Below are 25631 nucleotides of genomic sequence, written 5' to 3'. Positions count from 1 at the left end.
GTGAGCGACGACGCGGGCGGCCCGCGCCGGGAGACCGGCGCGGTGTCGCCGTACCGGGCGGTGCTCGGCGATGAGCTCGATCGGCTCCACCCGCGTCTCCGGCCGTACTTCGAGGCGATCCCTCCCACGGCTCACGGCTTCGGCCGGGGCGTGTTCGACACCGTCGGCACGCCCCGGCGGTGGCTGTGGCCCGCACTCTGGGTGGCCGCGCGTGCCGGCGTGGCCTTCCCGGTGTGGGAACGCGACGTGGCGTTCACGGTCGTCAACCGGCCGGTGGTGTCCGCCGACGGTCAGCCGGCGGTGGCGGCCGAGCGCACGTTCGGGCTGCGCTCGGGCGAGCGCACCATGGTCGACGAGATCGGCGTCGTCGCCGGAGCCATCGTCGACCGGCTCGGGCGCCCGGAGCGCATCGTCGCGCGCTTCGAGGCGAGGGTAGTGGATGGCGGGCTGCTGCTGAGCTCGACGACGGTGGGCGTGCGGTTCGGGAGGGTGCGCATCCGGATACCGCGGTTCGCCGCGCCACGGGTGGAGCTCTCCGAACGGTTCGATGCCGAGCGCGACGTGCAGCGTGTCTCCATCGTGGTCGGGGTGCCGCTGATCGGTAGGCTCTACGAGTACGCGGGGGACTTCCGCTACGAGATCCGAACGGGGGAGCGGACCGCGTGAGCGAGCGCATCGTCATCGCCGGTGCATCCGGTTTCATCGGCGCCTACCTGGCCGACGCGTTCCGTCGCCGTGGCGCGTCCGTCGCGCTGATCGGCCGCAACGGGCCGGACGCGTCGTGGGGCGACCCCGAGAGCATCCTGCGTGTGGTCGACGGAGCCGACCTCCTCATCAACCTCGCGGGCAAGAGCGTCGACTGCCGCTACGACGACGTGAACCGTGCCGAGATCTTCCGCTCGCGGCTCGACACCACGCGGGCGCTGGCCGATGCAGTGGCCGCGAGCGTGAATCCGCCGCCGCTCTGGATCAACTCCTCGACGGCGACGATCTACCGTCACGCGGAGGACCGGCCGATGACCGAGGCGACCGGCGAGATCGGCACCGGATTCTCGGTGAACGTCGCCACCGCGTGGGAGAGGGCGTTCTTCGCCCGCGACCTGCCAGGCACTCGGCGCGTCGCGCTGCGGATGGCGATCGTCCTCGGAGACGGGAGCGCCCTCATCCCGTTGATGCGGCTGACGCAGTTCGGCCTGGGCGGCCCGCAGCGCGACGGCCGCTGGTTCGCGACGGCCGCGCGGCGCAACGCCGGCACCTTCCACGAGTTCCGTGCGCGCGGCGGGCGGCAGCGGTTCAGCTGGGTTCACATCCGCGACGTCCTCGGGACGATCGACTTCGTGCGCGAGCATCCGGAGCTCGACGGGGTGCTGAACGTCTCGTCGCCGAACCCGGTCGACAACCGGGCCATGATGGCGACCCTTCGGCGCGTCGTCGGCCGGCCCTTCGGCCTGCCGGCGTACCGCTGGATGCTCGAGATCGGGTCCGCGGTGATCCGCACGGAGACCGAACTGGTGCTCAAGAGCCGCTGGGTGGTGCCCGAACGGTTGCTCGATGCGGGCTACGAATTCCACCATCCGGAGCTCGAGCCGGCGGTGCGGGAGATCGTGACGGCACGCGGGTTGCCGCGCACCCCCGCGCACAGCTAGACTGGACTGTCACATTTGTGACACCTCTATCCGCCTGCCGTTCGCGGAACTAACAATGCAGCATCACGCGATCGGCCTGAATTATGTCCATAACGGAGCACTCACTACATGACAACCGCAACGACCGACAAGGCACCCAAGCAGGTCGCCGTCAACGACATCGGATCTGCTGAAGACTTCCTTGCCGCGGTCGAAAAGACGCTGAAGTTCTTCAACGACGGAGACCTCATCGAAGGAACCGTCGTCAAGATCGACCGCGACGAGGTCCTCCTCGACGTCGGCTACAAGACCGAGGGTGTAATCCCCTCCCGCGAACTCTCCATCAAGCACGACGTCGACCCCAGCGAGGTCGTCGAGGTCGGCGACACCGTCGAGGCGCTGGTTCTCCAGAAGGAGGACAAGGAAGGCCGCCTCATCCTGTCGAAGAAGCGCGCGCAGTACGAGCGTGCGTGGGGCGACGTCGAGAAGATCAAGGACGCTGACGGCGTCGTCACCGGTACCGTCATCGAGGTCGTCAAGGGCGGCCTCATCGTCGACATCGGTCTTCGTGGCTTCCTCCCGGCTTCGCTCATCGAGCTCCGCCGCGTGCGCGACCTCACGCCGTACCTCGGCCAGGAGATCGAGGCCAAGATCCTCGAGCTCGACAAGAACCGCAACAACGTGGTCCTGTCGCGTCGCGCTCTGCTCGAGCAGACCCAGTCCGAGAGCCGCACCACGTTCCTGAACAACCTGCACAAGGGTCAGGTCCGCAAGGGTGTCGTGTCGTCGATCGTCAACTTCGGTGCGTTCGTCGACCTGGGTGGCGTCGACGGTCTCGTCCACGTCTCCGAGCTCTCCTGGAAGCACATCGAGCACGCCTCCGAGGTCGTCGAGGTCGGACAGGAAGTCACCGTCGAGATCCTCGAGGTCGACCTGGACCGCGAGCGCGTGTCGCTCTCGCTCAAGGCGACGCAGGAGGACCCGTGGCAGGTCTTCGCCCGCACCCACGCGATCGGACAGGTCGCACCGGGCAAGGTCACGAAGCTGGTTCCGTTCGGTGCGTTCGTTCGCGTCGCAGACGGCATCGAGGGCCTCGTGCACATCTCGGAGCTGTCGGGCAAGCACGTCGAGCTCGCCGAGCAGGTCGTGTCGGTCGGCGACGAGGTCTTCGTCAAGGTCATCGACATCGACCTCGAGCGTCGTCGCATCTCCCTCTCGCTGAAGCAGGCGAACGAGGGCGTCGACCCCGAGGGCACCGAGTTCGACCCGGCGCTCTACGGAATGCTCACCGAGTACGACGACCAGGGCAACTACAAGTACCCGGAGGGCTTCGACCCCGAGACGAACGAGTGGAAGGAAGGCTTCGAGGCCCAGCGCGAGAAGTGGGAGCAGGACTACGCTGCAGCCCAGGCTCGCTGGGAGGCTCACAAGAAGCAGGTCGCCAAGGGTCTCGAGGAGGCTGCCACCGAAGGTGCATCCACCGGTGGTTCGACGTTCTCGAGCGAGCCGACCTCGGCCGGCACCCTCGCCGACGACGAGTCGCTCGCCGCTCTGCGCGAGAAGCTCAGCTCGAACAACTGATCGAGCAGCACGTCACGGTACGGCCGGTCCTTCGGGGCCGGCCGTTCCGGCGTTAACGGCGCCCTCGCGCGGCGGTGGTTCGCCTAGCATGGGGGAGTGCAGCTGATCGGACTCACCGGCGGGATCGCCTCCGGCAAATCGACCATCGCCCGTCGCCTCGCCGAGAACGGCGCCGTCGTCGTCGACGCGGACCGGATCGCCCGCGAGGTCGTCGAGCCGGGCACCCCCGCCCTTGCCGAGATCGCCGAGGCGTTCGGGCCCGGCGTCATCGCGGCCGACGGCAGTCTCGACCGGCCCGCTCTCGGAGCGATCGTCTTCGCGAACGAGGAGGCCAGGCTGCGGCTGAACGCGATCACCCACCCCGCCGTGCTCCGCACGTCGACCGCCCGGTTCGAGCAGGCCGCCGCCGAGAACCCGGATGCCGTGGTCGTCTACGACGTGCCCCTCCTGGTCGAGTCGGCCAACGCTTATCCGTTCGACCTCGTCGTCGTCGCCCACGCGGATGCGGCCACCCGGGTGGAGCGGCTGGTCGCGCTGCGCGGCATGGAGCGTGCGGAGGCGGAGCGCCGCATCGGGTCGCAGGCGTCGGACGACGAGCGCCTGGCCGTGGCGGACATCGTGATCGACACCGACGGCACGCTGGAGCAGACGCTCGAGCAGACCGATCTGCTCTGGAGCCGGCTGACCGCCTGACCGCCTGACCGGATGCCGGTTCGGCTCTTCCCGCCCGTTCCGCTCTGAGCGCATCCCGAGCCCGATGTCGGTGGTGCTCTTTAGACTTGAGCTATGGAACCCACGCGCGCCGTCCGTCCCTTCGAGGTCGTGAGCGAGTATCAGCCCAGCGGCGACCAGCCGCAGGCGATCGCCGAGCTCGCGGGTCGCATCAATGCCGGCGAGACGGATGTCGTTCTCCTCGGCGCCACCGGAACCGGAAAGTCCGCGACGACCGCATGGCTCATCGAGCAGGTCCAGCGGCCGACGCTCGTGCTGGCGCACAACAAGACCCTGGCGGCGCAGCTCGCGAACGAGTTCCGCGAGCTGATGCCGAACAACGCCGTCGAGTACTTCGTCTCCTACTACGACTACTACCAGCCCGAGGCGTACGTCCCGCAGACGGACACCTTCATCGAGAAGGACTCCTCGGTCAACGCCGAGGTCGAGCGACTGCGGCACTCAACCACGAACTCGCTGCTCAGCCGGCGCGACGTGATCGTCGTGTCCACCGTGTCCTGCATCTACGGCCTCGGCGCGGCGGAGGAGTACCTCGAGGCGATGGTCGCGTTGCAGGTGGGCGAGAACGTCGGACGCGACAAGCTGATCCGGCGGTTCGTCGGCATGCAGTACGAGCGCAATGACGTCGACTTCTCGCGCGGCAAGTTCCGGGTGCGCGGCGACACCATCGAGATCATCCCCGTGTACGAGGAGCACGCCGTTCGCATCGAGCTCTTCGGCGACGAGATCGAGGCGATCTACACCCTGCACCCGCTCACCGGCGACATCATCGACCGGGTCGACGCGGTCTCGATCTTCCCGGCGACGCACTACGCCGCGAGCCCCGCGACGATGCAGCGTGCGATCGGAACGATCCAGACCGAACTGCACGACCGGCTGGTCGAGCTGGAGCGCGAAGGCAAGCTGCTCGAGGCGCAGCGGCTGCGGATGCGCACCCAGTTCGACATCGAGATGATGGAGCAGATCGGCTTCTGCTCCGGCATCGAGAACTACTCGCGGCACATCGACGGCCGCTCGGCCGGCGAGGCCCCGAACTGCCTGCTCGACTATTTCCCCGACGACTTCCTCGTCGTCATCGACGAATCGCACGTGACCGTTCCGCAGATCGGGGCGATGTACGAGGGCGACTCGTCGCGCAAGCGCACCCTGGTGGAGCACGGCTTCCGTCTGCCGAGCGCGCTCGACAACCGTCCGCTGAAGTGGAACGAGTTCAAAGACCGGGTGGGGCAGACCGTGTACCTGTCGGCGACGCCCGGTCGGTACGAGATGGGGATCGCCGACGGCATCGTCGAGCAGATCATCCGCCCGACGGGCCTCGTCGATCCAGAGATCGTGGTCAAGCCGACCAAGGGGCAGATCGACGACCTGCTCGAGGAGATCCGGCAGCGGGTCGAGCGCGACGAGCGCGTGCTCGTCACCACGCTCACCAAGAAGATGGCCGAGGAGCTCACCGACTTCCTCGCCGAGGCCGGCGTCAAGGTGCGCTACCTGCACTCCGACGTCGATACGCTGCGCCGCGTCGAACTGCTCACCGAGCTGCGCGCGGGCGTCTACGACGTGCTGGTCGGCATCAACCTGCTGCGAGAGGGCCTCGACCTCCCCGAGGTCTCGCTCGTCGCCATCCTCGACGCCGACAAAGAAGGCTTCCTGCGATCGTCGACGTCGCTCATCCAGACGATCGGACGCGCGGCGCGCAACGTCTCCGGCCAGGTGCACATGTACGCCGATGTCCTGACCGACTCGATGAAGAACGCCATCGAAGAGACGGACCGCCGACGCGACCGGCAGCTCGAGTACAACCGGGTGAACGGCATCGATCCCACGCCGCTGCGTAAACGGATCGCCGACATCACCGACGTACTCGCACGCGAGGGCGCCGACACCGCCGCGATGCTCGCGGGACGCGACGCCAAGAAGAAGAGCCCGACGCCGAATCTGCGCAAGGGCGGAATCGCCGCCCAGGGCGGTGCGGAGCTCGAGTCGCTGATCGCCGACCTCAACGATCAGATGCTCGCGGCCGCCGCCGAGCTGAAGTTCGAGCTGGCCGCGCGCCTGCGCGACGAGCTGGGCGACCTGAAGCGCGATCTGCGCCAGATGGAGAAGGCGGGCCACCTCGGCTGACGCTCCTGCGCCGCCCGTCGAGGCTCCTACAGCATCCACCTGACCGGCCGCGATACGGTGGCAGCATGGGGACGCGACGGGACGGCCGATGAAGCATCATCGCACTCTCCTCGTGTGCTCCGCGCTCGCTCTGCTCATCATCCTGGCCGTGGCTCTGCAAGGCGCTCCGGTGCTCGGCGGGATCATCTGGGTGCCCGAGTTCGCTCCGCAGCCCGCGCCGAGCATCGCTATCACGCAGACGCCGGGGCCGCGCGCGAGCGCCCCTCCGGCTGCACAGCACATCACCCGCATCGACCTGTCGTGGCTCGCGTTGCTGGTGGCCGTCGTGGTGCTCGGAGTGGTCGCCATCCTGATCTGGCGGGCCGTGCGCAAGCGCCTGCAGCGCGCGCCCGACCCGGACGTGGAGCTGGAGGTCGAAGCGCTCGGCGACGTCGAGCCCGCCCCGGAGGCCGAGCCGGATGCACCGCAGCTGCGCCGTGGCCTCGACCGTGCGCTCGACCTCCTCGACGACGACCGCGAGCCGCGCGATGCGATCGAGCAGGCGTGGCTGAGCCTGCAGGACGCGGCGGAGGACTCGGGCGTGCGACGCCTGCCCGCCGAGACCCCTGGCGAATTCGCCGCGCGGGTGCTGGCGCGGGTCGGCGCTGACCGCTCGGCGGCCAGAACACTGCTCGACCTCTATCTGCGCGCGCGGTTCGGCGACGCTCCGGTGACCTCCGCGGACCTGGCGCGCGCGACATCGGCGATCGAGGCGCTGCGGGCATCCTGGAGCACGGGCGTCGCCGGCGGCCGCTCAGGAGCGGGCGGGGGAGCCGCGCGATGACGGCGATCGAACGACGGCGGTCACTCTTGCGGCCGCCCTACCGCCGGCGGATGATCTGGTGCCTCGTGCTCGCCCTCGTGGTGGGTGGTGCCTCCTGGTATCTCGGCGTCGACGTCGCCCATGCGTTCGGGATCGGCGGAGTGATCTTCGCCGCCACGGCCTGCCTGTCGATGGTGGGGGACCAGGCCGGCGTGGAGCGCGCGCCCGAGCCGCTCGTTCAGCGGGACGGATCGCGGCGTGATGTGGTGCAGCTCGGCTGGGCGCTGCACACCCGCCGGGGCACCGTCGCGCCGGAGGCGGTGCGACGGCTGCGCACCCTCACCGCGCAGGCCCTCGAGCTGCACGGTCTCGAACTCGATGCGCCGGGCGACCGCGCCGAGATCGAGCGCGTGCTCGGTGCGGACGTGCTGCGCATCATCCGGCGCGGGTCGTCGGAGCTGCCCCGTCGCGCCACCTACGCGTCGGTGCTCGATCGCCTCGACCGGCTGGCCGCCGCTCGTCCCGGCCCGCTCACCGCTGACGCGGGCGTGGCCGCGGTCGGCCCTGGCGTGACCGGCCCCGACCCGACCGGCCCCGATCCGACCGGCCCCGATCCGACCGGCCCTGTCCCGACCGGCCCTGTCCCGACCGGCCCTGTCCCGACCGCCGCTGGCGCGCCCTCCACCCCGAGCCCATCCCGAGGAGAACCCCGATGACCGATGACGACACGATGATCGACGACGCGACGCCGCTGGCGGTCGCGGACATCGCCCGGCTCAGCGAAGAGGTGCTCGAGCGCGTGTCGACCGTAGTGGTCGGCATGAGGCCCGCGCTGGAGCTGGCCCTGGCGACCATCCTGGCCGGCGGTCACGTGCTGTTCGAAGACGTGCCAGGGCTCGGCAAGACGCTGGCCGCCCGCAGCATCGCGTCGGCGATCGGGCTCGAGTTCCGCCGGCTGCAGTGCACGCCCGACCTGCTCCCGGCCGACATCACCGGCTCGTACGTTTATGTGCCGTCGTCGGGCACGTTCGAGTTCCGGCCCGGTCCTGTCTTCACGGGGCTCTTCCTGGCGGATGAGATCAACCGCACGTCACCCAAGACGCAGTCGGCGCTGCTCGAGGCGATGGCCGAGGGCCAGGTGACCGTCGAAGGGCGCAGCTTCCCGCTGCCCCGGCCGTTCCACGTCGTGGCCACGTCGAACCCGATCGAGTACGAGGGCACCTACGCTCTGCCTGAAGCGCAGCTCGACCGCTTCATGGTGCGCCTCGCCGTGGGCTACCCGGATCCGGAGGGGGAGCGCCGGGTGCTGCTCGCGCGGGTCGGCAGGCGGAAGGAGCGCGCCTCGGTCGACGCCGTCATCGATGCGGCGACCCTGCGCTCGATGCAGGCCGGCGTCGAGCTGGTCGACGTGGACCCGGACATCGCGGCGTACTGCGTGTCCCTCGCCACGGCGACGCGGCGGCACCGGGCGGTGGAGGTCGGGGCGTCGCCGCGCGGCTCGCAAGGACTGCTGCTGGTGGCGCGGGCGCGGGCCGTCATGGCCGGTCGCGACTTCGTGATCCCGGACGACGTCAAGGCGGTCGCCGGGGCCGTGCTCGCCCATCGACTCACCCTCACCGTTCAGGCCTGGACGAGCGGTGTGCAGGCCGTGCAGGTGGTCGACGAGGTCGTGAACTCGGTGGCCGGGCCGCCCGTCGTCGGAACCCGAGCGCATGTGACGGCGAGCGGCCAGGACGGACCGACGGTGTGACCGGAGAGCAGGCGGAGGAGCAGGCGGACGCCGCGCGAGCGCGCCGGCTGACCTGGTTCACAGCGCGCTGGAACCTCAGCCCGGCCGTCGCCGCGGCGGTCGTGGTCGGCGTCGTCTGCGCCGCCGCCGGGTTCTTCGCGTCGCGCGTCGATCTGGCGCTCGTCGGCATCCCGCTGCTCGTGTCCGCCGCGATCGCCTGGGATCGACGTCCAGGGGAGCAGGCGCGGGTCGGTGTCTCGGCGAGGGTGGACGCGGCCGGCGGGGCTCGGCTGACCTCGACGGTCGAGGCGACGTCGGATGCCGGAGCCGACGCGGTGGAGCTTCGGATCTCGCTGAGGGGGCAGCCGCCGATCGACGCGGTGGTGTCCCGTCGCCGTGCCGAGCGCCTCACGGGAACCCTGACAGCGGGGCATTCCGGCCCTCAGCGCCTGGTCTCCGTCGAGACCAGGATGATCGGCGCCGATGCCGCGATCGTCACGGAGCCGACACCACCCGTCACGGCGGAACGCGTCGTGGCGCCGCGCGTGCGGGCCGTACGCAGCCTGCCGCTCCCGTCGCGCCTGATCGGGCTCACCGGACCACACGATTCGGCACGCCCCGGGGACGGCGGCGAGTTCCGCGACGTCGGGCTGTTCGCGGCCGGGGATCGCCTGCGACGCATCGACTGGAAGGCGACAGCGCGGCGGGCGCAGACGCCGGGGGAGCTCTACGTCAGGCGCACGATGGCGACGTCGGATGCGGCGATCCAGTTCGTCATCGACAGCCGCGACGACCTCACGGGCCGGGTCGCGGACTGGGCGGCGGCGTACCCCCGCCCCGGCATCGGCTCGCAGGATCTCGCCCGCGAGGCGGCGGCCAGCCTGGCGAGCGCGTACGCGGCGGCCGGCGACCGGGTCGGGTTCGACGACCTGGCGGACGCCCGCCGGGGGATCCCCCCGCGCTCGGGTTCCCGGCATCTTCAGCGCGTGCTCCGCGCCGTCGCCCAGACCGGGCCGCGCGGAATCGCCACGGAGCGCGTCCGCGCACCCGTGCTCGCACCGGGCGCGCTCGTCTTCGTGCTGTCGACGTTCCTCGACGAGCAGGCCCTCGGCCTCGCCCTCGTCTGGCGCGCGGCAGGGCATCGGGTGATCGCCGTCGACACGCTTCCGGACCGGCTCACCTCGGATCTCACTCCGCGCGACCGCGTGGCGCTCCGGGTGGTCGAGCTGGAGCGCACACTGCGGTTCCGGAGGCTCGCGGCCGGCGGCATCGACGTGATGCGATGGCAGGACGAGGCGGGCGACACCCGTGGTGCGCGGCTCCGCGAGCTGAGCATGCCCAGGCGGCCGCGATGACCCGCGCGACGGACGGCCCTGTCGTTCCGGGCACGCTGGATGCGCCGGCTGCGCCGCGGGCCGGCGACGCGGTCGCGGTGGAATCCGCGCTCGGGATCGGACGCGTCTTCCCCGGCTGGTGGTTGCGCGTGGCCTTCGGTGCCGTCGCCGTCGCGCTCTGCCTGGCGGAGGCCGAGACCCAGTGGGTGGCTGTCGCCCTCGTGCTCGCGGCGCTCGCGATCGCGATGCCGCGCTGGCTGACCGCGTGGTTCCTCATCGGGCTCCTGGCGTTCACGGTGCTCCTCCGCGATCAGTCCGTGGGTGACTGGCGACCCTACGTGCTGATCGCGGGCGCGCACGCGCTTCACGTGCTCGCGTCGTGGATGCTCGTGGTGAGCCCGCGCGCCCTCGTCCATCCGGCGTCACTGTGGCCGAGTGCGCGGCGCTTCCTGCTGATCCAGGCGCCGGTGCAGCTCGTCGCTGCCGGTGCGCTGGCGCTGACGACGGCGTTCTCGCGGGCATCCGTGCTCTGGCTGGCGGCGGTCTCGGCGGCGGCTCTCGTGGTCCTGGTGATCGCGCTCGCGGGTCCGCTCCTCCGGAGGCCCCGGGACTGACCTTGCAATGTCGGTGGTGCGGCATAGACTCGCCGCGTGCCCGGGGTCCCGTGTGCGCCCCATCGGTTAGAATCGAACATATCTTCGATGCGCGCTCGGCGAACACGGCCAGGCACCACCCACAACTAGCGGAGAATTGATCGAGTGAGTATCAGTAAGGTGACCGGATCCCACCTCAGCGTCCGGGGCGCACGCGTGCACAATCTGCACAATGTCGACCTCGAGATCCCGCGCGATTCGCTGGTCGTCTTCACGGGCCTGTCGGGCTCGGGCAAGTCGTCCCTCGCCTTCGACACGATCTTCGCGGAGGGGCAGCGCCGCTACGTCGAGTCGCTGTCCGCATATGCGCGTCAGTTCCTGGGCCAGGTCGACCGGCCCGACGTCGACTTCATCGAGGGCCTCAGCCCGGCGGTGTCGATCGACCAGAAGTCCACCAACCGCAACCCGCGGTCGACCGTCGGCACCATCACCGAGATCTACGACTACATGCGTCTGCTCTGGGCGCGCATCGGTGTTCCGCACTGCCCGATCTGCGGCGAGCCCATCCAGCGGCAGACCGTGCAGCAGATCGCCGACCAGCTCATGGAGCTCGAGCCCGGCACCCGTTATCAGGTGCTCAGCCCGGTCGTCTCGCAGAAGAAGGGCGAGTTCGTCGACCTCTTCAAGGAACTCGCGGCGAGCGGATACTCGCGTGCGATCGTCGACGGCGAGCAGATCCAGCTCAGCGATCCGCCCGTGCTGAAGAAGCAGTACAAGCACGACATCTCCGTCGTGGTCGACCGCCTGGTCGCCGGGCCCGAGCTGCTGACCCGTCTCACGGACTCGCTCGAGACGGCACTCCGTCTCACCGACGGCCTGGTCCAGATCAACTTCGTCGACGAAGAGGGCCCGGACGCGTGGCGCACGTTCAGCGAGAAGCTGTCGTGCCCCAATAACCACCCCATCCAGCTCACCGAGATCGAGCCGCGCACCTTCTCGTTCAACGCGCCGTTCGGTGCGTGCCCCGAGTGCTCCGGCCTCGGCACGCGCATGTCGGTCGACGAGGATCTGCTGCTCGGCGACGACGACCTGAGCATCGCCGAAGGCGTCATCATCCCCTGGACCACCCAGGGCAAGGGGCTCTTCAACTACTACGAGAAGCTGCTCGACGGCCTCGCCCGCGACCTCAAGTTCTCGCTCAAGACCCCGTGGCGCAAGCTCAGCCCGCAGGTGCGCGAAGCCGTGATGCGCGGCGACAACTTCGAGGTCAAGGTCAAGTGGAAGAACCGCTACGGCCGCGAGATGAGCTACACCTCGGGGTTCGAAGGCGTCGTCCCCTACATCGAGCGCCAGTACCTGCAGGCCGAGACCGACACGCAGCGCGCCCGCTGGGCCGAGTACCTTCGTGAGGTGCCGTGCCCGGTGTGCGGCGGCAAGCGGCTCAAGCCGGAGGTCCTCGCGGTTCTCGTGCACGGCGCGAGCATCGCCGACGCGGCGGAGCTGAGCCTCAGCGACGCCCGTGGCTTCATGGACAAGCTGCACCTCACCGAGCGCGAGGAGAAGATCGCCGCGCAGGTGCTGCGCGAGATCAAGGTGCGTCTCGACTTCCTGATCCAGGTCGGGCTCAACTACCTCAACCTGTCGCGCGCCGCGGCGACCCTCTCCGGAGGCGAGGCGCAGCGCATCCGGCTCGCGACCCAGATCGGGTCGGGCCTCACCGGCGTGCTCTACGTGCTCGACGAGCCCAGCATCGGCCTGCACCAGCGCGACAACCGCCGGCTCATCGACACGCTGGTCGCATTGCGTGACCTGGGCAACACGCTCATCGTGGTCGAGCACGATGAAGACACCATCCGCACGGCGGACTGGATCGTCGACATCGGCCCCGGCGCGGGAGTCAACGGCGGCCATGTGGTCCACTCCGGTTCGTACGACGACCTGCTCGCGAACACCAAGTCGCTCACGGGCGACTACCTGGCGGGTCGCAAAGAGATCGACATCCCCTCGAAGCGGCGCAAGATCGACAAGAAGCGCATGATCTCGGTGGTCGGCGCCGAGGCCAACAATCTCAAGAAGGTGACGGTCGACTTCCCGCTCGGCACCTTCGTCGCCGTCACCGGCGTGAGCGGTTCGGGCAAGTCGTCGCTCGTCAACGACATCCTCTACCGCGTGCTCGCGAACAAGCTCAACGGCGCCCGCAAGCTGCCGGGCAAGCACAAGACCGTCACCGGTCTCGACAACCTCGACAAGGTCGTGCACGTCGACCAGGCGCCGATCGGCCGCACCCCGCGCTCGAACCCGGCGACCTACACCGGTGTGTTCGACCGCATCCGCACCCTGTTCTCGGAGACGATCGAGGCCAAGACCCGCGGCTATCTGCCCGGTCGGTTCAGCTTCAACGTCAAGGGCGGGCGCTGCGAGGCGTGCTCGGGTGACGGCACGATCAAGATCGAGATGAACTTCCTCCCCGACGTGTACGTCGCGTGCGAGGTCTGCGGGGGAGCGCGCTACAACCGCGACACGCTGGCCGTGCACTACAAGGGCAAGAACATCGCAGAGGTGCTCGACATGCCGATCAGCGAGGCGGCGGAGTTCTTCAAGCCGATCTCGGCGATCCACCGGTATCTGCAGACGCTGGTCGACGTCGGCCTCGGCTACGTGCGGCTCGGCCAGAGCGCCACGACGCTCTCCGGCGGCGAGGCGCAGCGTGTGAAGCTGGCCACGGAGCTGCAGCGTCGATCGAACGGACGCAGCGTCTACGTGCTCGACGAGCCCACCACCGGTCTCCACTTCGAAGACGTGCGCAAGCTGCTCCTCGTGCTCAACGGGCTGCTCGACAAGGGCAACACGGTGATCTGCATCGAGCACAACCTCGATGTGATCAAGTCGGCCGACTGGATCATCGACATGGGTCCGGAAGGCGGCGCCGGCGGCGGCCAGGTGATCGCGACGGGCACGCCGGAGCAGGTCGCGGACGCCAAGGGCAGCCACACGGGCTACTTCCTCAAGGAGATCCTGCAGGGGGCGGAGAGCGCCCGGGGCGCTGCGTAGGATACCCGCGTGGCAGACACCGTCAGTTACCGGCCGAAGGCCGGGGAGATCCCCACACAGCCCGGCGTCTATCGCTTCCGTGATCCGAATCGGCGTGTGCTCTACGTCGGCAAGGCCAAGAACCTGCGTGCGCGGCTGAGCAACTACTTCCAGCCGCTGCGGAGCCTGCACGACCGCACCAGGCGCATGGTCACCACCGCTGCCTCGGTTGAGTGGACGGTCGTCGCGAGCGAGTTCGAGGCCCTGCAGCTCGAGTACACCTGGATCAAAGAGTTCAACCCGCCGTTCAACGTGCAGTTCCGCGACGACAAGTCGTATCCGTACCTGGCGGTGACGTTGGGGGACCGCATCCCGCGCGTCATGGTGACCCGCAATCGCGGCATCAAGGACGCGCGGTACTTCGGCCCGTACACGAAGGTCTGGGCGATCCGCGACACTGTCGACCTGATGCTGAAGGCGTTCCCCGTGCGGAGCTGCTCCGACGGCGTCTACCGTCGCGCCGAGCTCACCGGCCGGCCCTGCCTGCTCGGCGACATCGGCAAGTGCGCCGCACCCTGCGTCGGCCGGGTCAGCCCGGAGGAGCACCGCGAACTCGCCGAGGACTTCGTCTCGTTCATGGCGGGCAACGACACCAAATACATCCGCGCCCTCAACGAGCGGATGCGCGAAGCCGCGAGCACGCAGGACTACGAGGCCGCCGCCCGCCATCGCGACGCCATCCAGGCCCTGGAGGCCGCGATGGGCAAGAGCGCGGTCGTGCTGCCCGACAACGTCGACGCGGATGTCTTCGGCATCGCCCACGACGAGCTGGCCGCCGCCGTGCAGCAGTTCATCGTGCGCGGCGGCCGGATCCGCGGTGTGCGCAGCTGGGTGGTCGACAAGGAACTCGACGTCGAGCTCGGCGACCTGGTCGAGACCGTCGTGCAGAACGCCTACGAGGGCTCGGACGCCCCGCCCCGCGAGATCCTCGTTCCCGAGCTCCCCGAGGACGCCGCCGAACTGGAGCAGTGGCTCACCGCGCGTCGGCACGAGATCGGCGATCCCGCCTCGCCGCGCGGTGCCCTCAGCGGCAAGGTCGCGCTGCGGGTGGCCCAGCGCGGTGACAAGGCCGCGCTCGTGCAGACCGTGGAGATGAACGCGAAGAACGCGCTCATCCTCTACAAGACCCGCCGCAGCTCTGACTTCGTCGCGCGCTCGAAGGCGCTCAACGACATCCAGGATGCGCTGGGCATGCCCGACGCGCCCCTGCGGATGGAGTGCTACGACGTCTCGCACCTCAGCGGCACCAACATCGTCGCCTCGATGGTCGTGTTCGAAGACGGCCTCCCGCGCAAAGACCAGTACCGGCGCTTCAGCATCCCGGAGTCGACGGACGACACCGAGTCGATCCACCAGGTGATCACGCGCCGGCTCGCCTACCTCAAAGACCCGGCGCTGGAGGCCCAGGAGGCGATCGGTGCGTCGGCGAACGGTGCGTCGGCGAACGGTGCGTCGGCGAACGGTGCGTCGGCGATCGACGCCGGCGCGGACGGCGCGGGCGACGACGACGCGGGCGACGACCCGACGATCGACATCGACGCCGAGCTCCAGGAGGCGGCCGAGAAGCGGCGCAAGAAGTTCTCCTACCCGCCCAATCTGCTGATCGTCGACGGCGGCCAGCCGCAGGTCGCGGCGGCGCGGCGCGCGCTCGAGGAGTCAGGGGTGCAGGGCATCCAGCTCGTGGGCATCGCGAAGCGACTCGAGGAGCTCTGGCTCCCCGACTCCGACTTCCCGGTCATCCTGCCGCGCAACAGCGATGCGCTCTTCCTGATCCAGCGCATCCGAGACGAGGCGCACCGCTTCGCCATCACGTACCAGCGCGCACGGCGCAAGCGCGACATCGGGTCGGTGCTCGGCGAGATCCCCGGTCTCGGGCCGTCCCGGGTGAAGGAGCTGCTCAAGCACTTCGGCTCCGTCGCCCAGCTGAGGAAGGCGAGCGTCGACGAGATCGCCGAGGTGCGCGGTGTCGGCCCCACCCTTGCTGGGGCCATCCATGAACGACTCGCCAGTCGATAGGCTGGGTGGCACCACCGAGCACGAGGAGCGCGCCTGATGAGCACCGACAACGAGCAGCAAGAAGTGCTGATCGTCACTGGAATGTCGGGGGCAGGGCGGTCGACGGTTGCGAATGCGCTCGAAGACCTCGACTGGTACGTGGTCGACAATCTGCCTCCGCAGATGCTGCGCCCCCTCATCGAACTCGCGAATCGGGCCGGATCGACGCTGCCCCGTATCGCCGCGGTGGTCGATGTGCGCGGCCGCAACTTCTTCACCGATCTGCGCGACATGATCCAGAGCCTGCGCGAGGGCACCAAGGTGCGCGTGCTGTTCCTGGAGGCCACCGATTCGGTTCTCGTGCGGCGCTTCGAGCAGGTCAGGCGCCCTCACCCGCTGCAGGGCGACGGCACGATCCTCGACGGCATCTCCGCCGAGCGTTCCCGGCTGCGCGAGATCCGCGAGGCCAGCGACATCATCGTCGACACCTCCGACCTCAACATCCACCAGCTCGCCACCAACATCACCGAGACGTTCGCGGCCGAGAACACGGCCGGCGTGCAGGTCACGGTGATGAGCTTCGGCTTCAAGTACGGACTGCCGCCGGATGCCGACATCGTCTCGGATGCGCGCTTCCTTCCGAACCCGTTCTGGAACCCGGAACTGCGCCCGTTCACCGGGCTCGACGAGGTGGTGCGCGACTACGTGCTCGAGCAGGAGGGCGCGATGGAGTTCGTCGAGGCGTACGTCGCCGCGCTGCGCCCGATCCTGGCCGGCTACCAGCGTGAGAACAAACGGCACGCGATGATCGCTGTAGGCTGCACGGGGGGAAAGCACCGTTCGGTGGCGATTGCGGAAGAGCTCGCCACTCGATTGCAGGAACTCCCGGGGGTCGCGGTGAACACGAAACACCGCGATCTCGGCCGTGAATGACGCCGGCCACCGACTTACGGCCGCACAACGGCCGACACGACAGATAGGAACCCGATTGGCTCTCACCGCCGACGTCAAAGACGAACTCACCAAGGTCGAGATCAGCAAGACCACGGTCCGCGCGGCGGAGCTCGCAACGATCCTGCGCTTCTCCGGCGGGCTGCACCTGATCAGCGGCCGGATCGCGGTGGAGAGCGAACTCGACACCCCTGAGCTCGCCCGTCGGGTGCGCAAAGACCTCGCAGAACTCTACGGAGTGCGCAGCGAGGTGTCCGTGATCTCCGCGTCAGGTCTTCGGCGCACGAGCCAGTACCTGGTACGCGTGCTCGACGGCGGCGAGACGCTCGCCCGCCAGACCGGCCTGCTGGATGCCCGTCGCCGGCCGATCCGTGGCCTGCCGAATCGCCTCACCACCGGCTCCCGCGACGAACTGGCCGCCGTCTGGCGGGGCGCCTTCCTCGCCCACGGCTCGCTGACCGATCCCGGCCGTTCGGCCGCTCTCGAGGTCACCTGCCCCGGCAACGAGTCGGCGATGGCCCTCGTCGGCGCCGCCGGCCGTCTCGGTGTCGCCGCGAAGGCGCGCGAGGTGCGCGGTGTGCACCGGGTCGTCATCCGCGACGGCGACGCGATCAGCGCGATGCTCGTGCACATGGGAGCGACGAAGACCGTCGAGAACTGGGAGCAGCTGCGTCAGCGCCGCGAGGTCCGCGCGACCGCGAACCGCCTCGTCAACTTCGACGACGCCAACCTCCGTCGGTCCGCCCAGGCCGCCGTCGCCGCCTGTGCCCGCGTCGAGCGCGCCCTCGAGATCCTCGGCGACGAGGTGCCGGAGCACCTGCGCTACGCCGGCGAACTGCGCCTCAACTTCCGCGACTCGAGCCTCGACGAGCTGGGCCACCACGCCGACCCGCCGATGACGAAGGACGCGGTCGCCGGGCGCATCCGCCGGCTGCTCGCGATGGCGGACAAGCGCGCGGCAGACGAAGGAATCCCCGGGACGGACGCGAACCTCCCGGCCGACCTCGACGAGGTGTAACGTCCGGGAAGCAACCCCTGGTCGAATCGGTTGCCCTTACTAGACTGAAAATGTCGCTCGAAGCCCGCTCCGAACCGCTCGGGCCGGGAACCATATGAGGAGATGAGTAATGGCTGACTACACGCTCGCAGACCTTCCGTACGATTATTCGGCGCTTGAGCCGAACATCAGCGGTCGGATCATGGAGCTGCACCACGACAAGCATCACAAGGCCTATGTCGACGGTGCGAACACCGCGATCGCCAAGCTCGCCGAGGCTCGCGACGCCGACGACCTCACGTACGTGAACAAGCTGCAGAAAGACCTGGCCTTCAACCTCGCCGGCCACGTCAACCACACCGTGTTCTGGAACAACCTGTCGCCCGACGGCGGAGACAAGCCCACCGGCGAACTGGCCGCGGCGATCGACGAGTTCTTCGGGTCCTTCGACAAGTTCCGTGCGCACTTCACCGCGTCGGCCCTGGGCATCCAGGGCTCGGGCTGGTCGATCCTGGCGTGGGACTCGCTCGGTCAGAAGCTGATCATCGAGCAGCTCTACGACCACCAGGGAAACCTCGCCGCGGCCACGATCCCGCTGCTGCTGCTCGACATGTGGGAGCACGCGTTCTACCTCGACTACGTGAACGTCAAGGCGGACTACGTAAAGGCGTTCTGGAACATTACGAACTGGGGCGACGTTAACGAGCGCTTCACCCGGGCGCGCGAAAAGACATCGGGCCTGCTGCTACTGTCGTAGCGGGGAGAGGTGTCCCGGAAGGGTTGCCTCCCGGGACACCGCCGTCCGTTTTCATCCCATACAAGTGCGCCGTCGGCGCCTCTCAGTAACAGGAGACATCTGTGTCCGTAAAGATCGGAATCAACGGGTTCGGTCGCATTGGTCGTAACTTCTTCCGCGCGGCTCTGGCCAAAGGCAGCGACCTCGAGATCGTCGCTGTCAACGACCTCACCGACAACAAGGCGCTCGCACACCTTCTGAAGTACGACTCGATCACGGGCCGTCTCGACGCGACCGTCGAGCTGGACGGCGACAAGATCGTCGTCAACGGCAAGCCGATCATCGTCCTCGAAGAGCGCGACCCGGCCAACCTGCCGTGGGGTGAGCTGGGTGTCGACATCGTCATCGAGTCCACCGGCCGCTTCACCAAGTCGGAGGATGCGCGCAAGCACATCGCCGGCGGCGCCAAGAAGGTCATCGTGTCGGCTCCGGCCACGGGTGACGACGTCGCCACCATCGTCCTCGGCGTGAACGAGGAGACCTACGACAGCGCGGTCAACGACATCCTGTCGAACGCCTCGTGCACCACGAACTGCCTCGCGCCGCTCGCCAAGGTGCTGCTCGACAACTTCGGCATCGAGCGCGGTCTGATGACCACGGTCCACGCCTACACCGCCGACCAGAACCTGCAGGACGGCCCGCACAGCGACCTCCGTCGCGCCCGCGCCGCCGCCGCGAACATCATCCCGACCTCGACCGGCGCGGCCAAGGCCCTCGGCCTGGTCATCCCGGAGCTCGTCGGCAAGCTCGACGGCTACGCCCTGCGTGTGCCCGTGATCACCGGCTCGATCACCGACCTCACCGTCGAGCTCGAGAAGACCGCGACGGTCGCCGAGATCAACGCCGCCTACAAGGCTGCAGCCGAGGGTCCCCTCAAGGGCATCCTCAAGTACACCGAGGACCCGATCGTCTCGACCGACATCGTCAGCGACCCGCACTCGTCGATCTTCGACGCGGGCCTCACCAAGGTCATCGGCAACACGGTCAAGGTCGCGTCGTGGTACGACAACGAGTGGGGTTACTCCAACCGTCTCGTCGACCTGACCGAGTACGTGGCCGAGCGCCTCTAGCACCAAGGGAACCGACGTGACGCTACGCACACTTGATTCACTCGGTTCGCTCGCCGGCAAGGCGGTCATCGTCCGCTGTGATCTGAACGTCCCTCTGAAAGACGGACAGATCACGGACGATGGCCGCGTGCGAGCGTCGATTCCCACCCTGAACGCCCTGATCAATCAGGGTGCGAAGGTGGTCGTCATCTCCCATCTGGGGCGCCCGGAGGGCGCGCCCGACGCGAAGTACAGCCTGGCGCCGGTCGCCCAGCGGCTCTCGGAGCTGCTGGGCAAGCCGGTGACCTTCGCCCGTGACACGGTCGGCTCCGGAGCGCAGGACGCGGTCGCCGGCCTGACGGACGGCGACGTCGCCCTGCTGGAGAACCTGCGGTTCAACCCGGGGGAGACCAGCAAAGACGATGCCGAGCGGGAGGCGTTCGCCGCCAAGCTCGCCGCCTTCGGCGATGCGTTCGTCTCCGACGGCTTCGGCGTCGTGCACCGCAAGCAGGCCAGCGTGTACGAGCTCGCGAAGGCGCTTCCGAGCGCTGCAGGGCTCCTCATCGCCACGGAGCTCGACGTGCTCGACCGCCTCACCGAGAACCCCGAGCGGCCGTACGCGGTCGTGCTCGGCGGCTCGAAGGTGTCGGACAAGCTCGGGGTCATCGGGCATCTGCTGCCGCGCGTGAACTCGCTGCTGATCGGCGGCGGCATGCTCTTCACCTTCCTCGCCGCCCTCGGGCACAAGGTCGGTTCGAGCCTGCTCGAGGCCGATCAGATCGAGACCGTCAAGGGCTACCTGGCGAAGGCCGAGGAGCTCGGTGTCGAGATCGTGCTGCCGCGTGACGTCGTCGTCGCCTCGAAGTTCGGGGCGGACGCTGAGCACGTCGTTCGTCCGATCGACGGCATCGAAGACACCGACTGGGGCTCGAGCGGACTCGGGCTCGACATCGGCCCGGAGACCGCCGAACTGTTCTCGGAGTACATCCGCGCCGCGCGCACGGTCTTCTGGAACGGGCCCATGGGCGTGTTCGAGCTCGCCCCCTTCGCGGCCGGAACCAAGGCCATCGCTCAGGCGCTGACCGAAATCGACGGCCTCGGTGTCGTCGGCGGCGGCGACTCCGCGGCCGCGGTGCGCGCACTCGGATTCTCCGACGACCAGTTCGGTCACATTTCAACGGGTGGCGGTGCGAGCCTCGAGTTCCTCGAGGGCAAGCACCTGCCGGGACTGGAGGTCCTCGGATGGCAGCAGTGAGCTCGTCGGTGCGGCGTACGCCGCTCATCGCCGGCAACTGGAAGATGAACCTCGATCACCTGCAGGCGATCGCGTTCGTGCAGAAGCTCGCGTGGAGCCTGAAGGACGCCGGGCATGATTTCACGGCGGTCGAGGTGTCGGTCTTCCCACCGTTCACCGACCTGCGCAGTGTGCAGACCCTGGTATCGGCGGACAAGCTGCCGCTCGCTTTCGGCGGTCAGGATGTCTCCGAGCACGAGTCCGGCGCCTACACCGGTGAGATCTCGGCGACGTTCCTCGCCCAGCTCGAGTGCCGCTACGTGATCATCGGTCACTCGGAGCGCCGCACGCTGCACGGCGAGACGGACGAGCAGGTGGCCGGCAAGGTCGCTGCTGCGCTGGCGCACAATCTGTCCCCGATCATCTGCGTCGGCGAGACGGCGGAAGACCTCGAAGTGCACGGCGCGAGCGCCGTGCCGGTCGCGCAGCTGCGCGCCGCACTGGCGAACGTCACCTCCGCGGCTGACATCGTGGTCGCGTACGAGCCGGTGTGGGCCATCGGCTCGGGTCAGGCGGCGACGCCGGAGCAGGCCGAGCAGGTCGCGGCGGCGCTGCGTGCGGTCCTCGTCGAGGTGCTCGGTGAGGATGTCGCCGCCAAGACGCGCATCCTGTACGGCGGCTCGGTGAAGTCGAGCAACATCGCCAGCTTCATGCGGGAGCCGAACGTCGACGGCGCTCTCGTCGGAGGCGCGAGCCTCGATGTCGCGGAATTCGCGAGCATCGTGCGCTACCAGAAGCACGTCGGACTCTAGGTCTTCCAGGTCCGACACAACTGCAGGCGGCTCACGGAGCCGCCTGCAGTTATACTGGTCGTTGGTCTTCCCGGGCATCCGACCCGGTCGCACTGCGAAAGGTTTCTCGTGCAAATTCTCCAGGTCGTCCTGCAGGTGCTGCTGGGCATCACCAGCCTCCTGCTGACGTTGCTCATCCTCCTGCACAAGGGACGTGGTGGCGGCCTCTCCGATATGTTCGGCGGCGGCGTGACCTCGAACCTCGGCGCATCCGGGGTGGCGGAGCGCAACCTCAACCGCATCACGGTGATCCTCGGACTGATCTGGATCACCTGCATCGTCGTTCTGGGCCTCATCACGAAGTTCGATTCCGGCGCGTAGGCGCCCAAAGTACACACAGCGAGGAGCAGCATGGCATCCGGAGGAAGCGCAATTCGAGGTTCGCGCGTCGGCGCGGGCCCGATGGGGGAGCAGGACCGCGGTTTCCACGCGGAACGCATCTCGGTCTCGTACTGGGACGCCCTCGGCAACGAGACAGTCCGTCATTTCGCGGCGAACCTGCCAGACGAAGAGATCCCCGACGTCATCGACTCGCCGTCGTCCGGCCTGCCGGCCGGTCGCGACAAGGCGAACCCGCCGTCGGTGGCGAAGCTCGAGCCTTACAAGACCCACCTGGCGTACGTCAAAGAGCGTCGCACCGAAGAAGAGGCTGAGCAGCTTCTCGAGGACGCACTCAACCAGCTTCGCGCCCGGCGCGGCAAGCTGAGCGCCACCAACTAGCCGGCACCACGCAGAAGGCCCCGCGGTTCGCCCGCGGGGCCTTTCGCGTGCCCGCCCGACGATCGGGAGGCATGTCACCGACGACGAAGCCCCGCTGCCGTCCATGCGGCAGCGGGGCTTCATGCGTTGTGCGCGAGGTCAGTAGCTCGGCGCGATGAGGTTTTCCGGAACGTCGACTGCGGCGTCCTTGTCGACGAAGAACACCGTGCGCTTGCGTCCCTTGGCACCGGCGACCGGGACCTCGGTGTAGCTCGCGCCCGCGAGTGCGAGGCCGAGGGCCGAGGCCTTGTCGGCGCCGGCGAGGACGAGCCAGATGCGGTCGGACGCGTTGAGCACCGGTCGCGTGAGACTGAGGCGCTGCGGCGGGGGCTTCGGCGCGTCACGCTCGGCGATGACCGTCGCCTCCGTCTCACGGATGCCGGCACGGTCGGGGAACAGTGAGGCGATATGCCCGTCGGGCCCGACACCGAGGAACGTGATGTCGAACCGCGGGTGACGCGCGCCATCCGAGGCGAAGGCTTCGAGCTCGGCGGCGTACACCGCGGCCGCCTCGTCGATGTCCGCGATCTCGTCCGACGCGGGGAACGGGTGGATGTTCTCCGGCGGAACGGCGATGTGGTCGAGCAGGGCCTCGCGCGCCTGGCGCTCGTTGCGCTCCTCGCTGTCCTTTGCGACGAAGCGCTCGTCGCCCCACCAGAAGTGCACCTTGCTCCAGTCGACGCTGTCGCGCGCGGGGGAGCTGTTCACCGCCTCGAGCACGGCGATGCCGACGGTTCCGCCGGTCAGGGCGACGTTGGCCTCACCCAGGTCGTCGAGGATGTCGACGGTCTTGGTCAGGAAACGCGCCGCCACCGAGCCGGTGAGCGCTTGTTTATCGGGGTGTACAAGTACCCGCCGTTCGTTCGTCATGCCGTGACGCCCACTCCCGTGTCGTTGGCCTCGAGCTGATCGAGGCCTTTGGTGATCACCTCACCGTACAGATCATCGGGGTCCAGCCTACGCAATTCCTCGGCCAGGCAATCACGCAGGCTCCGGCGCGGAAGCGACAGGTCGTGTGTCGGCTGGTTGGGCTGCGAGAGCCGTGCCACGTTCGGGATCTCCCGCTCGAGCTCGATGACACCGGATGCGCGTCCCATACGCACCCCGTGGATGCCGCTGGAGCCGTTGGCGCGCGACGTCAGGTCGTGCTGCACGGGAACCTGGAGCTGCAGGGAGAGCCAGGCCGCGAGGAGCAGCGTCGAGGGGGAGTCGGCGGCGCCGGCGACCTCGACGTTCTCGATCGGCTCGAAGGGCGGCTGGTCGAGTACCGCGGCGAGCTGCGCCCGCCACAGGGTCAACCGCGTCCACGAGAAGTCCGTGTCGCCGGGCGCATAGGTGCGCGAGAGGTGACGGAGCGCGGCCTGCGGGTCGGGCTGCGCCGACGCATCCGTGATGCGGCGCGTCGCGATGCGGCCGAGCGGCGACTTCGAGACGACCTCGGGGGCGAGCCCCGGCCACCAGACGACGACGGGCGCGTCGGGCAGGAGCAGGCCGGTGACCAGTCCCTCCTCGTCGCTGGCGGTCTCGCCGTAGGCGCGGAGCACGATGACCTCGCTCGCGCCGGCGTCGCCGCCCACCCGGATCTGCGCATCCACGCGGCCATCGCCGGTGGACGTGCGCTCCTCTTCGGTGGACACGACGATGACGCGCATCGGGTGCTCACGGGAGGCGTCGTTGGCGGCCTCGATGGCCTCCTCCTCCTCGCCGAGGTGGGTCGCGATGACGAGCGTCAGCACGCGGCCGAGGGCGACGGCGCCGCCCTCCTCGCGAATCTTGACGAGGGCCTTCGAGACCTTGCTCGTCGTGGTGTCGGGCAGATCGACGATCATGGACGCCTCCAAACGCGGCCGTCGCGGGCGAGCAGTTCGTCCGCGGAGCTGGGCCCCCAGGTTCCGGGACGGTACTGCTCCGGCTGGCCCTGGGTCGCCCAGAATTCTTCGATGGGGTCGAGGATCTTCCACGACAGCTCGACCTCTTCGTGACGGGGGAAGAGGGGCGGGTCGCCGAGGAGGACATCCAGGATGAGGCGCTCGTAGGCCTCGGGGCTCGCCTCGGTGAAGGCGTGGCCGTATCCGAAGTCCATGCTCACGTCGCGCACCTGCATGCCGGCGCCGGGGACCTTCGAGCCGAAGCGGATGGTCACACCCTCGTCGGGCTGCACGCGGATGACGAGCGCGTTCTGGCCGAGGGCCGACGTCTGGCTCTCCGCGAACAACTGCTGCGGAGCGCGCTTGAAGACGACGGCGATCTCGGTGACGCGACGGCCGAGGCGCTTGCCCGCACGGAGGTAGAACGGAACCCCCGCCCACCGGCGCGTGCCGATCAGGAGCTTGATCGCGGCGTACGTCTCGGTGGTGGAGGCGGGGTTCATCCCGTCCTCCTCGAGGAAGCCGACGACCTTCTCGCCGCCCTGCCAGCCGCTGGAGTACTGCCCGCGGGCGGTCGAGGTGGCAAGGTCCTTCGGCAGGCGCACGGCGCCAAGGACCTTCTCCTTCTCGGCACGCAGGTCTGCGGCGTCGAACGAGATCGGCTCCTCCATCGCCGTGAGGGCGAGGAGCTGGAGGAGGTGGTTCTGGATAACGTCGCGCGCGGCGCCGATCCCGTCGTAGTAGCCGGCACGGCCGCCCACTCCGATGTCCTCCGCCATCGTGATCTGCACGTGGTCGACGTAGTTGGCGTTCCAGATCGGCTCGTACAGCTCGTTGGCGAAGCGCAGGGCCAGGATGTTCTGGACCGTCTCCTTGCCGAGGTAGTGGTCGATGCGGAAGACCGAGTCGGGCGGGAAGACCGTCTCGACGACGGCGTTCAGCTCACGTGCCGACTTCAGGTCGCTGCCGAACGGCTTCTCGATGACGACACGGCGCCAGCCGCCGCCTTCGCGCTGGTCGGCGAGACCGGACTTGCGCAGCTGCTCGGTGACGAGCGGGAACGCCTTCGGCGGGATCGACAGGTAGAACGCGTGGTTGCCCATCGTTCCGCGCTCTTTGTCGAGCGCGTCGACCGTCTCCTTGAGACGCTCGAACGCCGCGTCGTCGTCGAACTCACCCGGGACGAACCGGATGCCCTGCGCGAGCTGCTGCCACACCTCCTCCTGGAAGGGGGTGCGGGCGTACTGCTTGACCGCCTCGTAGACGACCTTCTCGAAGTCCTGATCCTCCCAGTCGCGGCGCGCGAACCCCACCAGCGAGAAGCCGGGAGGGAGCAGGCCGCGGTTGGCGAGGTCGTAGACGGCCGGCATCAGCTTCTTGCGGGACAGGTCGCCTGTCACGCCGAAGATGATGAGACTGCTCGGACCAGCGATGCGGTTGAGGCGGCGATCGGAGGGCAACCTCAGCGGGTTGAACTCCGGGGTGATTTCCACCGGGGACATGAAGCTCCTTGGATGCGGGGAG

General features: G+C 68.7%; 23 protein-coding genes. 20 read left to right on the top strand and 3 right to left on the bottom strand.

The window, feature by feature from the left end:
• The 20 genes from PKE84_RS18720 to PKE84_RS18625 all read left to right on the top strand — a co-directional run bounded on the left by PKE84_RS18720 (window position 1) and on the right by PKE84_RS18625 (window position 22200).
• Window positions 1-666, top strand: a complete 666-nt coding sequence (locus PKE84_RS18720) for a DUF4166 domain-containing protein (RefSeq protein WP_271178754.1) — start codon at window positions 1-3, stop codon at window positions 664-666.
• Window positions 663-1646, top strand: a complete 984-nt coding sequence (locus PKE84_RS18715) for an epimerase (RefSeq protein ID WP_271178753.1) — start codon at window positions 663-665, stop codon at window positions 1644-1646. The genes PKE84_RS18720 and PKE84_RS18715 overlap by 4 nt, the downstream gene beginning before the upstream one ends.
• A 108-nt stretch (window positions 1647-1754) precedes the next feature.
• The gene (gene rpsA / locus PKE84_RS18710) at window positions 1755-3206 is read left to right on the top strand and encodes a 30S ribosomal protein S1 (RefSeq protein ID WP_271178752.1); all 1452 of its coding nucleotides are present in this window, start codon (window positions 1755-1757) and stop codon (window positions 3204-3206) included.
• A 96-nt stretch (window positions 3207-3302) separates the two neighbouring features.
• Entirely contained in the window at window positions 3303-3899 is a 597-nt protein-coding gene (gene coaE, locus PKE84_RS18705; protein ID WP_271178751.1) for a dephospho-CoA kinase, read from the top strand.
• A gap of 93 nt (window positions 3900-3992) precedes the next feature.
• The gene (gene uvrB / locus PKE84_RS18700; RefSeq protein ID WP_271178750.1) at window positions 3993-6059 is read left to right on the top strand and encodes an excinuclease ABC subunit UvrB; all 2067 of its coding nucleotides are present in this window, start codon (window positions 3993-3995) and stop codon (window positions 6057-6059) included.
• 88 nt (window positions 6060-6147) lie between these two features.
• Complete coding sequence (locus tag PKE84_RS18695) at window positions 6148-6882, top strand: DUF4129 domain-containing protein (protein WP_271178749.1); 735 nt, start codon at window positions 6148-6150, stop codon at window positions 6880-6882.
• Entirely contained in the window at window positions 6879-7577 is a 699-nt protein-coding gene (locus PKE84_RS18690) for a hypothetical protein (protein ID WP_271178748.1), read from the top strand. Before PKE84_RS18695 ends, PKE84_RS18690 begins: the two co-directional genes overlap by 4 nt.
• A complete protein-coding gene (locus PKE84_RS18685; RefSeq protein ID WP_271178747.1) occupies window positions 7574-8611 on the top strand; it encodes an AAA family ATPase in 1038 nt (345 codons plus the stop codon). Before PKE84_RS18690 ends, PKE84_RS18685 begins: the two co-directional genes overlap by 4 nt.
• Complete coding sequence (locus tag PKE84_RS18680; RefSeq protein WP_271178746.1) at window positions 8608-9945, top strand: DUF58 domain-containing protein; 1338 nt, start codon at window positions 8608-8610, stop codon at window positions 9943-9945. Before PKE84_RS18685 ends, PKE84_RS18680 begins: the two co-directional genes overlap by 4 nt.
• Window positions 9942-10538, top strand: coding sequence for a hypothetical protein (locus tag PKE84_RS18675; RefSeq protein ID WP_271178745.1), 597 nt, complete (start codon window positions 9942-9944; stop codon window positions 10536-10538). Before PKE84_RS18680 ends, PKE84_RS18675 begins: the two co-directional genes overlap by 4 nt.
• A gap of 144 nt (window positions 10539-10682) precedes the next feature.
• Window positions 10683-13568, top strand: coding sequence for an excinuclease ABC subunit UvrA (uvrA, locus tag PKE84_RS18670; RefSeq protein WP_271178744.1), 2886 nt, complete (start codon window positions 10683-10685; stop codon window positions 13566-13568).
• 9 nt (window positions 13569-13577) lie between these two features.
• Window positions 13578-15623, top strand: coding sequence for an excinuclease ABC subunit UvrC (uvrC, locus tag PKE84_RS18665; protein ID WP_271178743.1), 2046 nt, complete (start codon window positions 13578-13580; stop codon window positions 15621-15623).
• Window positions 15624-15659: 36 nt separating this feature from the next.
• Complete coding sequence (gene rapZ, locus PKE84_RS18660; RefSeq protein ID WP_271178742.1) at window positions 15660-16535, top strand: RNase adapter RapZ; 876 nt, start codon at window positions 15660-15662, stop codon at window positions 16533-16535.
• A 55-nt stretch (window positions 16536-16590) separates the two neighbouring features.
• The gene (gene whiA / locus PKE84_RS18655; RefSeq protein ID WP_271178741.1) at window positions 16591-17571 is read left to right on the top strand and encodes a DNA-binding protein WhiA; all 981 of its coding nucleotides are present in this window, start codon (window positions 16591-16593) and stop codon (window positions 17569-17571) included.
• A gap of 109 nt (window positions 17572-17680) precedes the next feature.
• Entirely contained in the window at window positions 17681-18307 is a 627-nt protein-coding gene (locus PKE84_RS18650; protein WP_271178740.1) for a superoxide dismutase, read from the top strand.
• Between the two features lie 101 nt (window positions 18308-18408).
• Complete coding sequence (gap, locus tag PKE84_RS18645) at window positions 18409-19416, top strand: type I glyceraldehyde-3-phosphate dehydrogenase (protein WP_271178739.1); 1008 nt, start codon at window positions 18409-18411, stop codon at window positions 19414-19416.
• 16 nt (window positions 19417-19432) lie between these two features.
• Complete coding sequence (locus tag PKE84_RS18640; RefSeq protein ID WP_271178738.1) at window positions 19433-20650, top strand: phosphoglycerate kinase; 1218 nt, start codon at window positions 19433-19435, stop codon at window positions 20648-20650.
• A complete protein-coding gene (gene tpiA / locus PKE84_RS18635) occupies window positions 20638-21441 on the top strand; it encodes a triose-phosphate isomerase (RefSeq protein ID WP_271178737.1) in 804 nt (267 codons plus the stop codon). Before PKE84_RS18640 ends, tpiA begins: the two co-directional genes overlap by 13 nt.
• Before the next feature lie 108 nt (window positions 21442-21549).
• Window positions 21550-21801: a preprotein translocase subunit SecG gene (secG, locus tag PKE84_RS18630; protein WP_271178736.1), complete on the top strand. Its 252-nt coding sequence runs from the start codon at window positions 21550-21552 to the stop codon at window positions 21799-21801.
• A gap of 30 nt (window positions 21802-21831) precedes the next feature.
• Window positions 21832-22200 carry an RNA polymerase-binding protein RbpA gene (locus PKE84_RS18625; protein ID WP_271178735.1) on the top strand — a complete coding sequence of 123 codons (369 nt, stop codon included), beginning with the start codon at window positions 21832-21834 and terminating at the stop codon, window positions 22198-22200.
• Window positions 22201-22338: 138 nt separating this feature from the next.
• Here PKE84_RS18625 and pgl read toward each other — a convergent pair whose 3' ends face one another.
• From pgl to zwf, 3 genes are read right to left on the bottom strand one after another with little or no spacing between them, the layout of a single operon-like run.
• On the bottom strand, window positions 22339-23109 hold the full coding sequence (gene pgl / locus PKE84_RS18620) for a 6-phosphogluconolactonase (RefSeq protein ID WP_271178734.1): 771 nt from the start codon (window positions 23107-23109) through the stop codon (window positions 22339-22341).
• Entirely contained in the window at window positions 23106-24068 is a 963-nt protein-coding gene (locus tag PKE84_RS18615) for a glucose-6-phosphate dehydrogenase assembly protein OpcA (RefSeq protein WP_271178733.1), read from the bottom strand. Before PKE84_RS18615 ends, pgl begins: the two co-directional genes overlap by 4 nt.
• Window positions 24065-25609: a glucose-6-phosphate dehydrogenase gene (zwf, locus tag PKE84_RS18610; RefSeq protein ID WP_271178732.1), complete on the bottom strand. Its 1545-nt coding sequence runs from the start codon at window positions 25607-25609 to the stop codon at window positions 24065-24067. The genes PKE84_RS18615 and zwf overlap by 4 nt, the downstream gene beginning before the upstream one ends.
• Between the last annotated feature and the right edge of the window lie 22 nt (window positions 25610-25631).

It is taken from the genome of Leifsonia poae (assembly GCF_027921845.1).
Taxonomy (GTDB): domain Bacteria; phylum Actinomycetota; class Actinomycetes; order Actinomycetales; family Microbacteriaceae; genus Leifsonia; species Leifsonia poae.
Note: the sequence above shows the minus strand (reverse complement) of the source record. Positions and strands in the feature narration are given on the sequence as shown.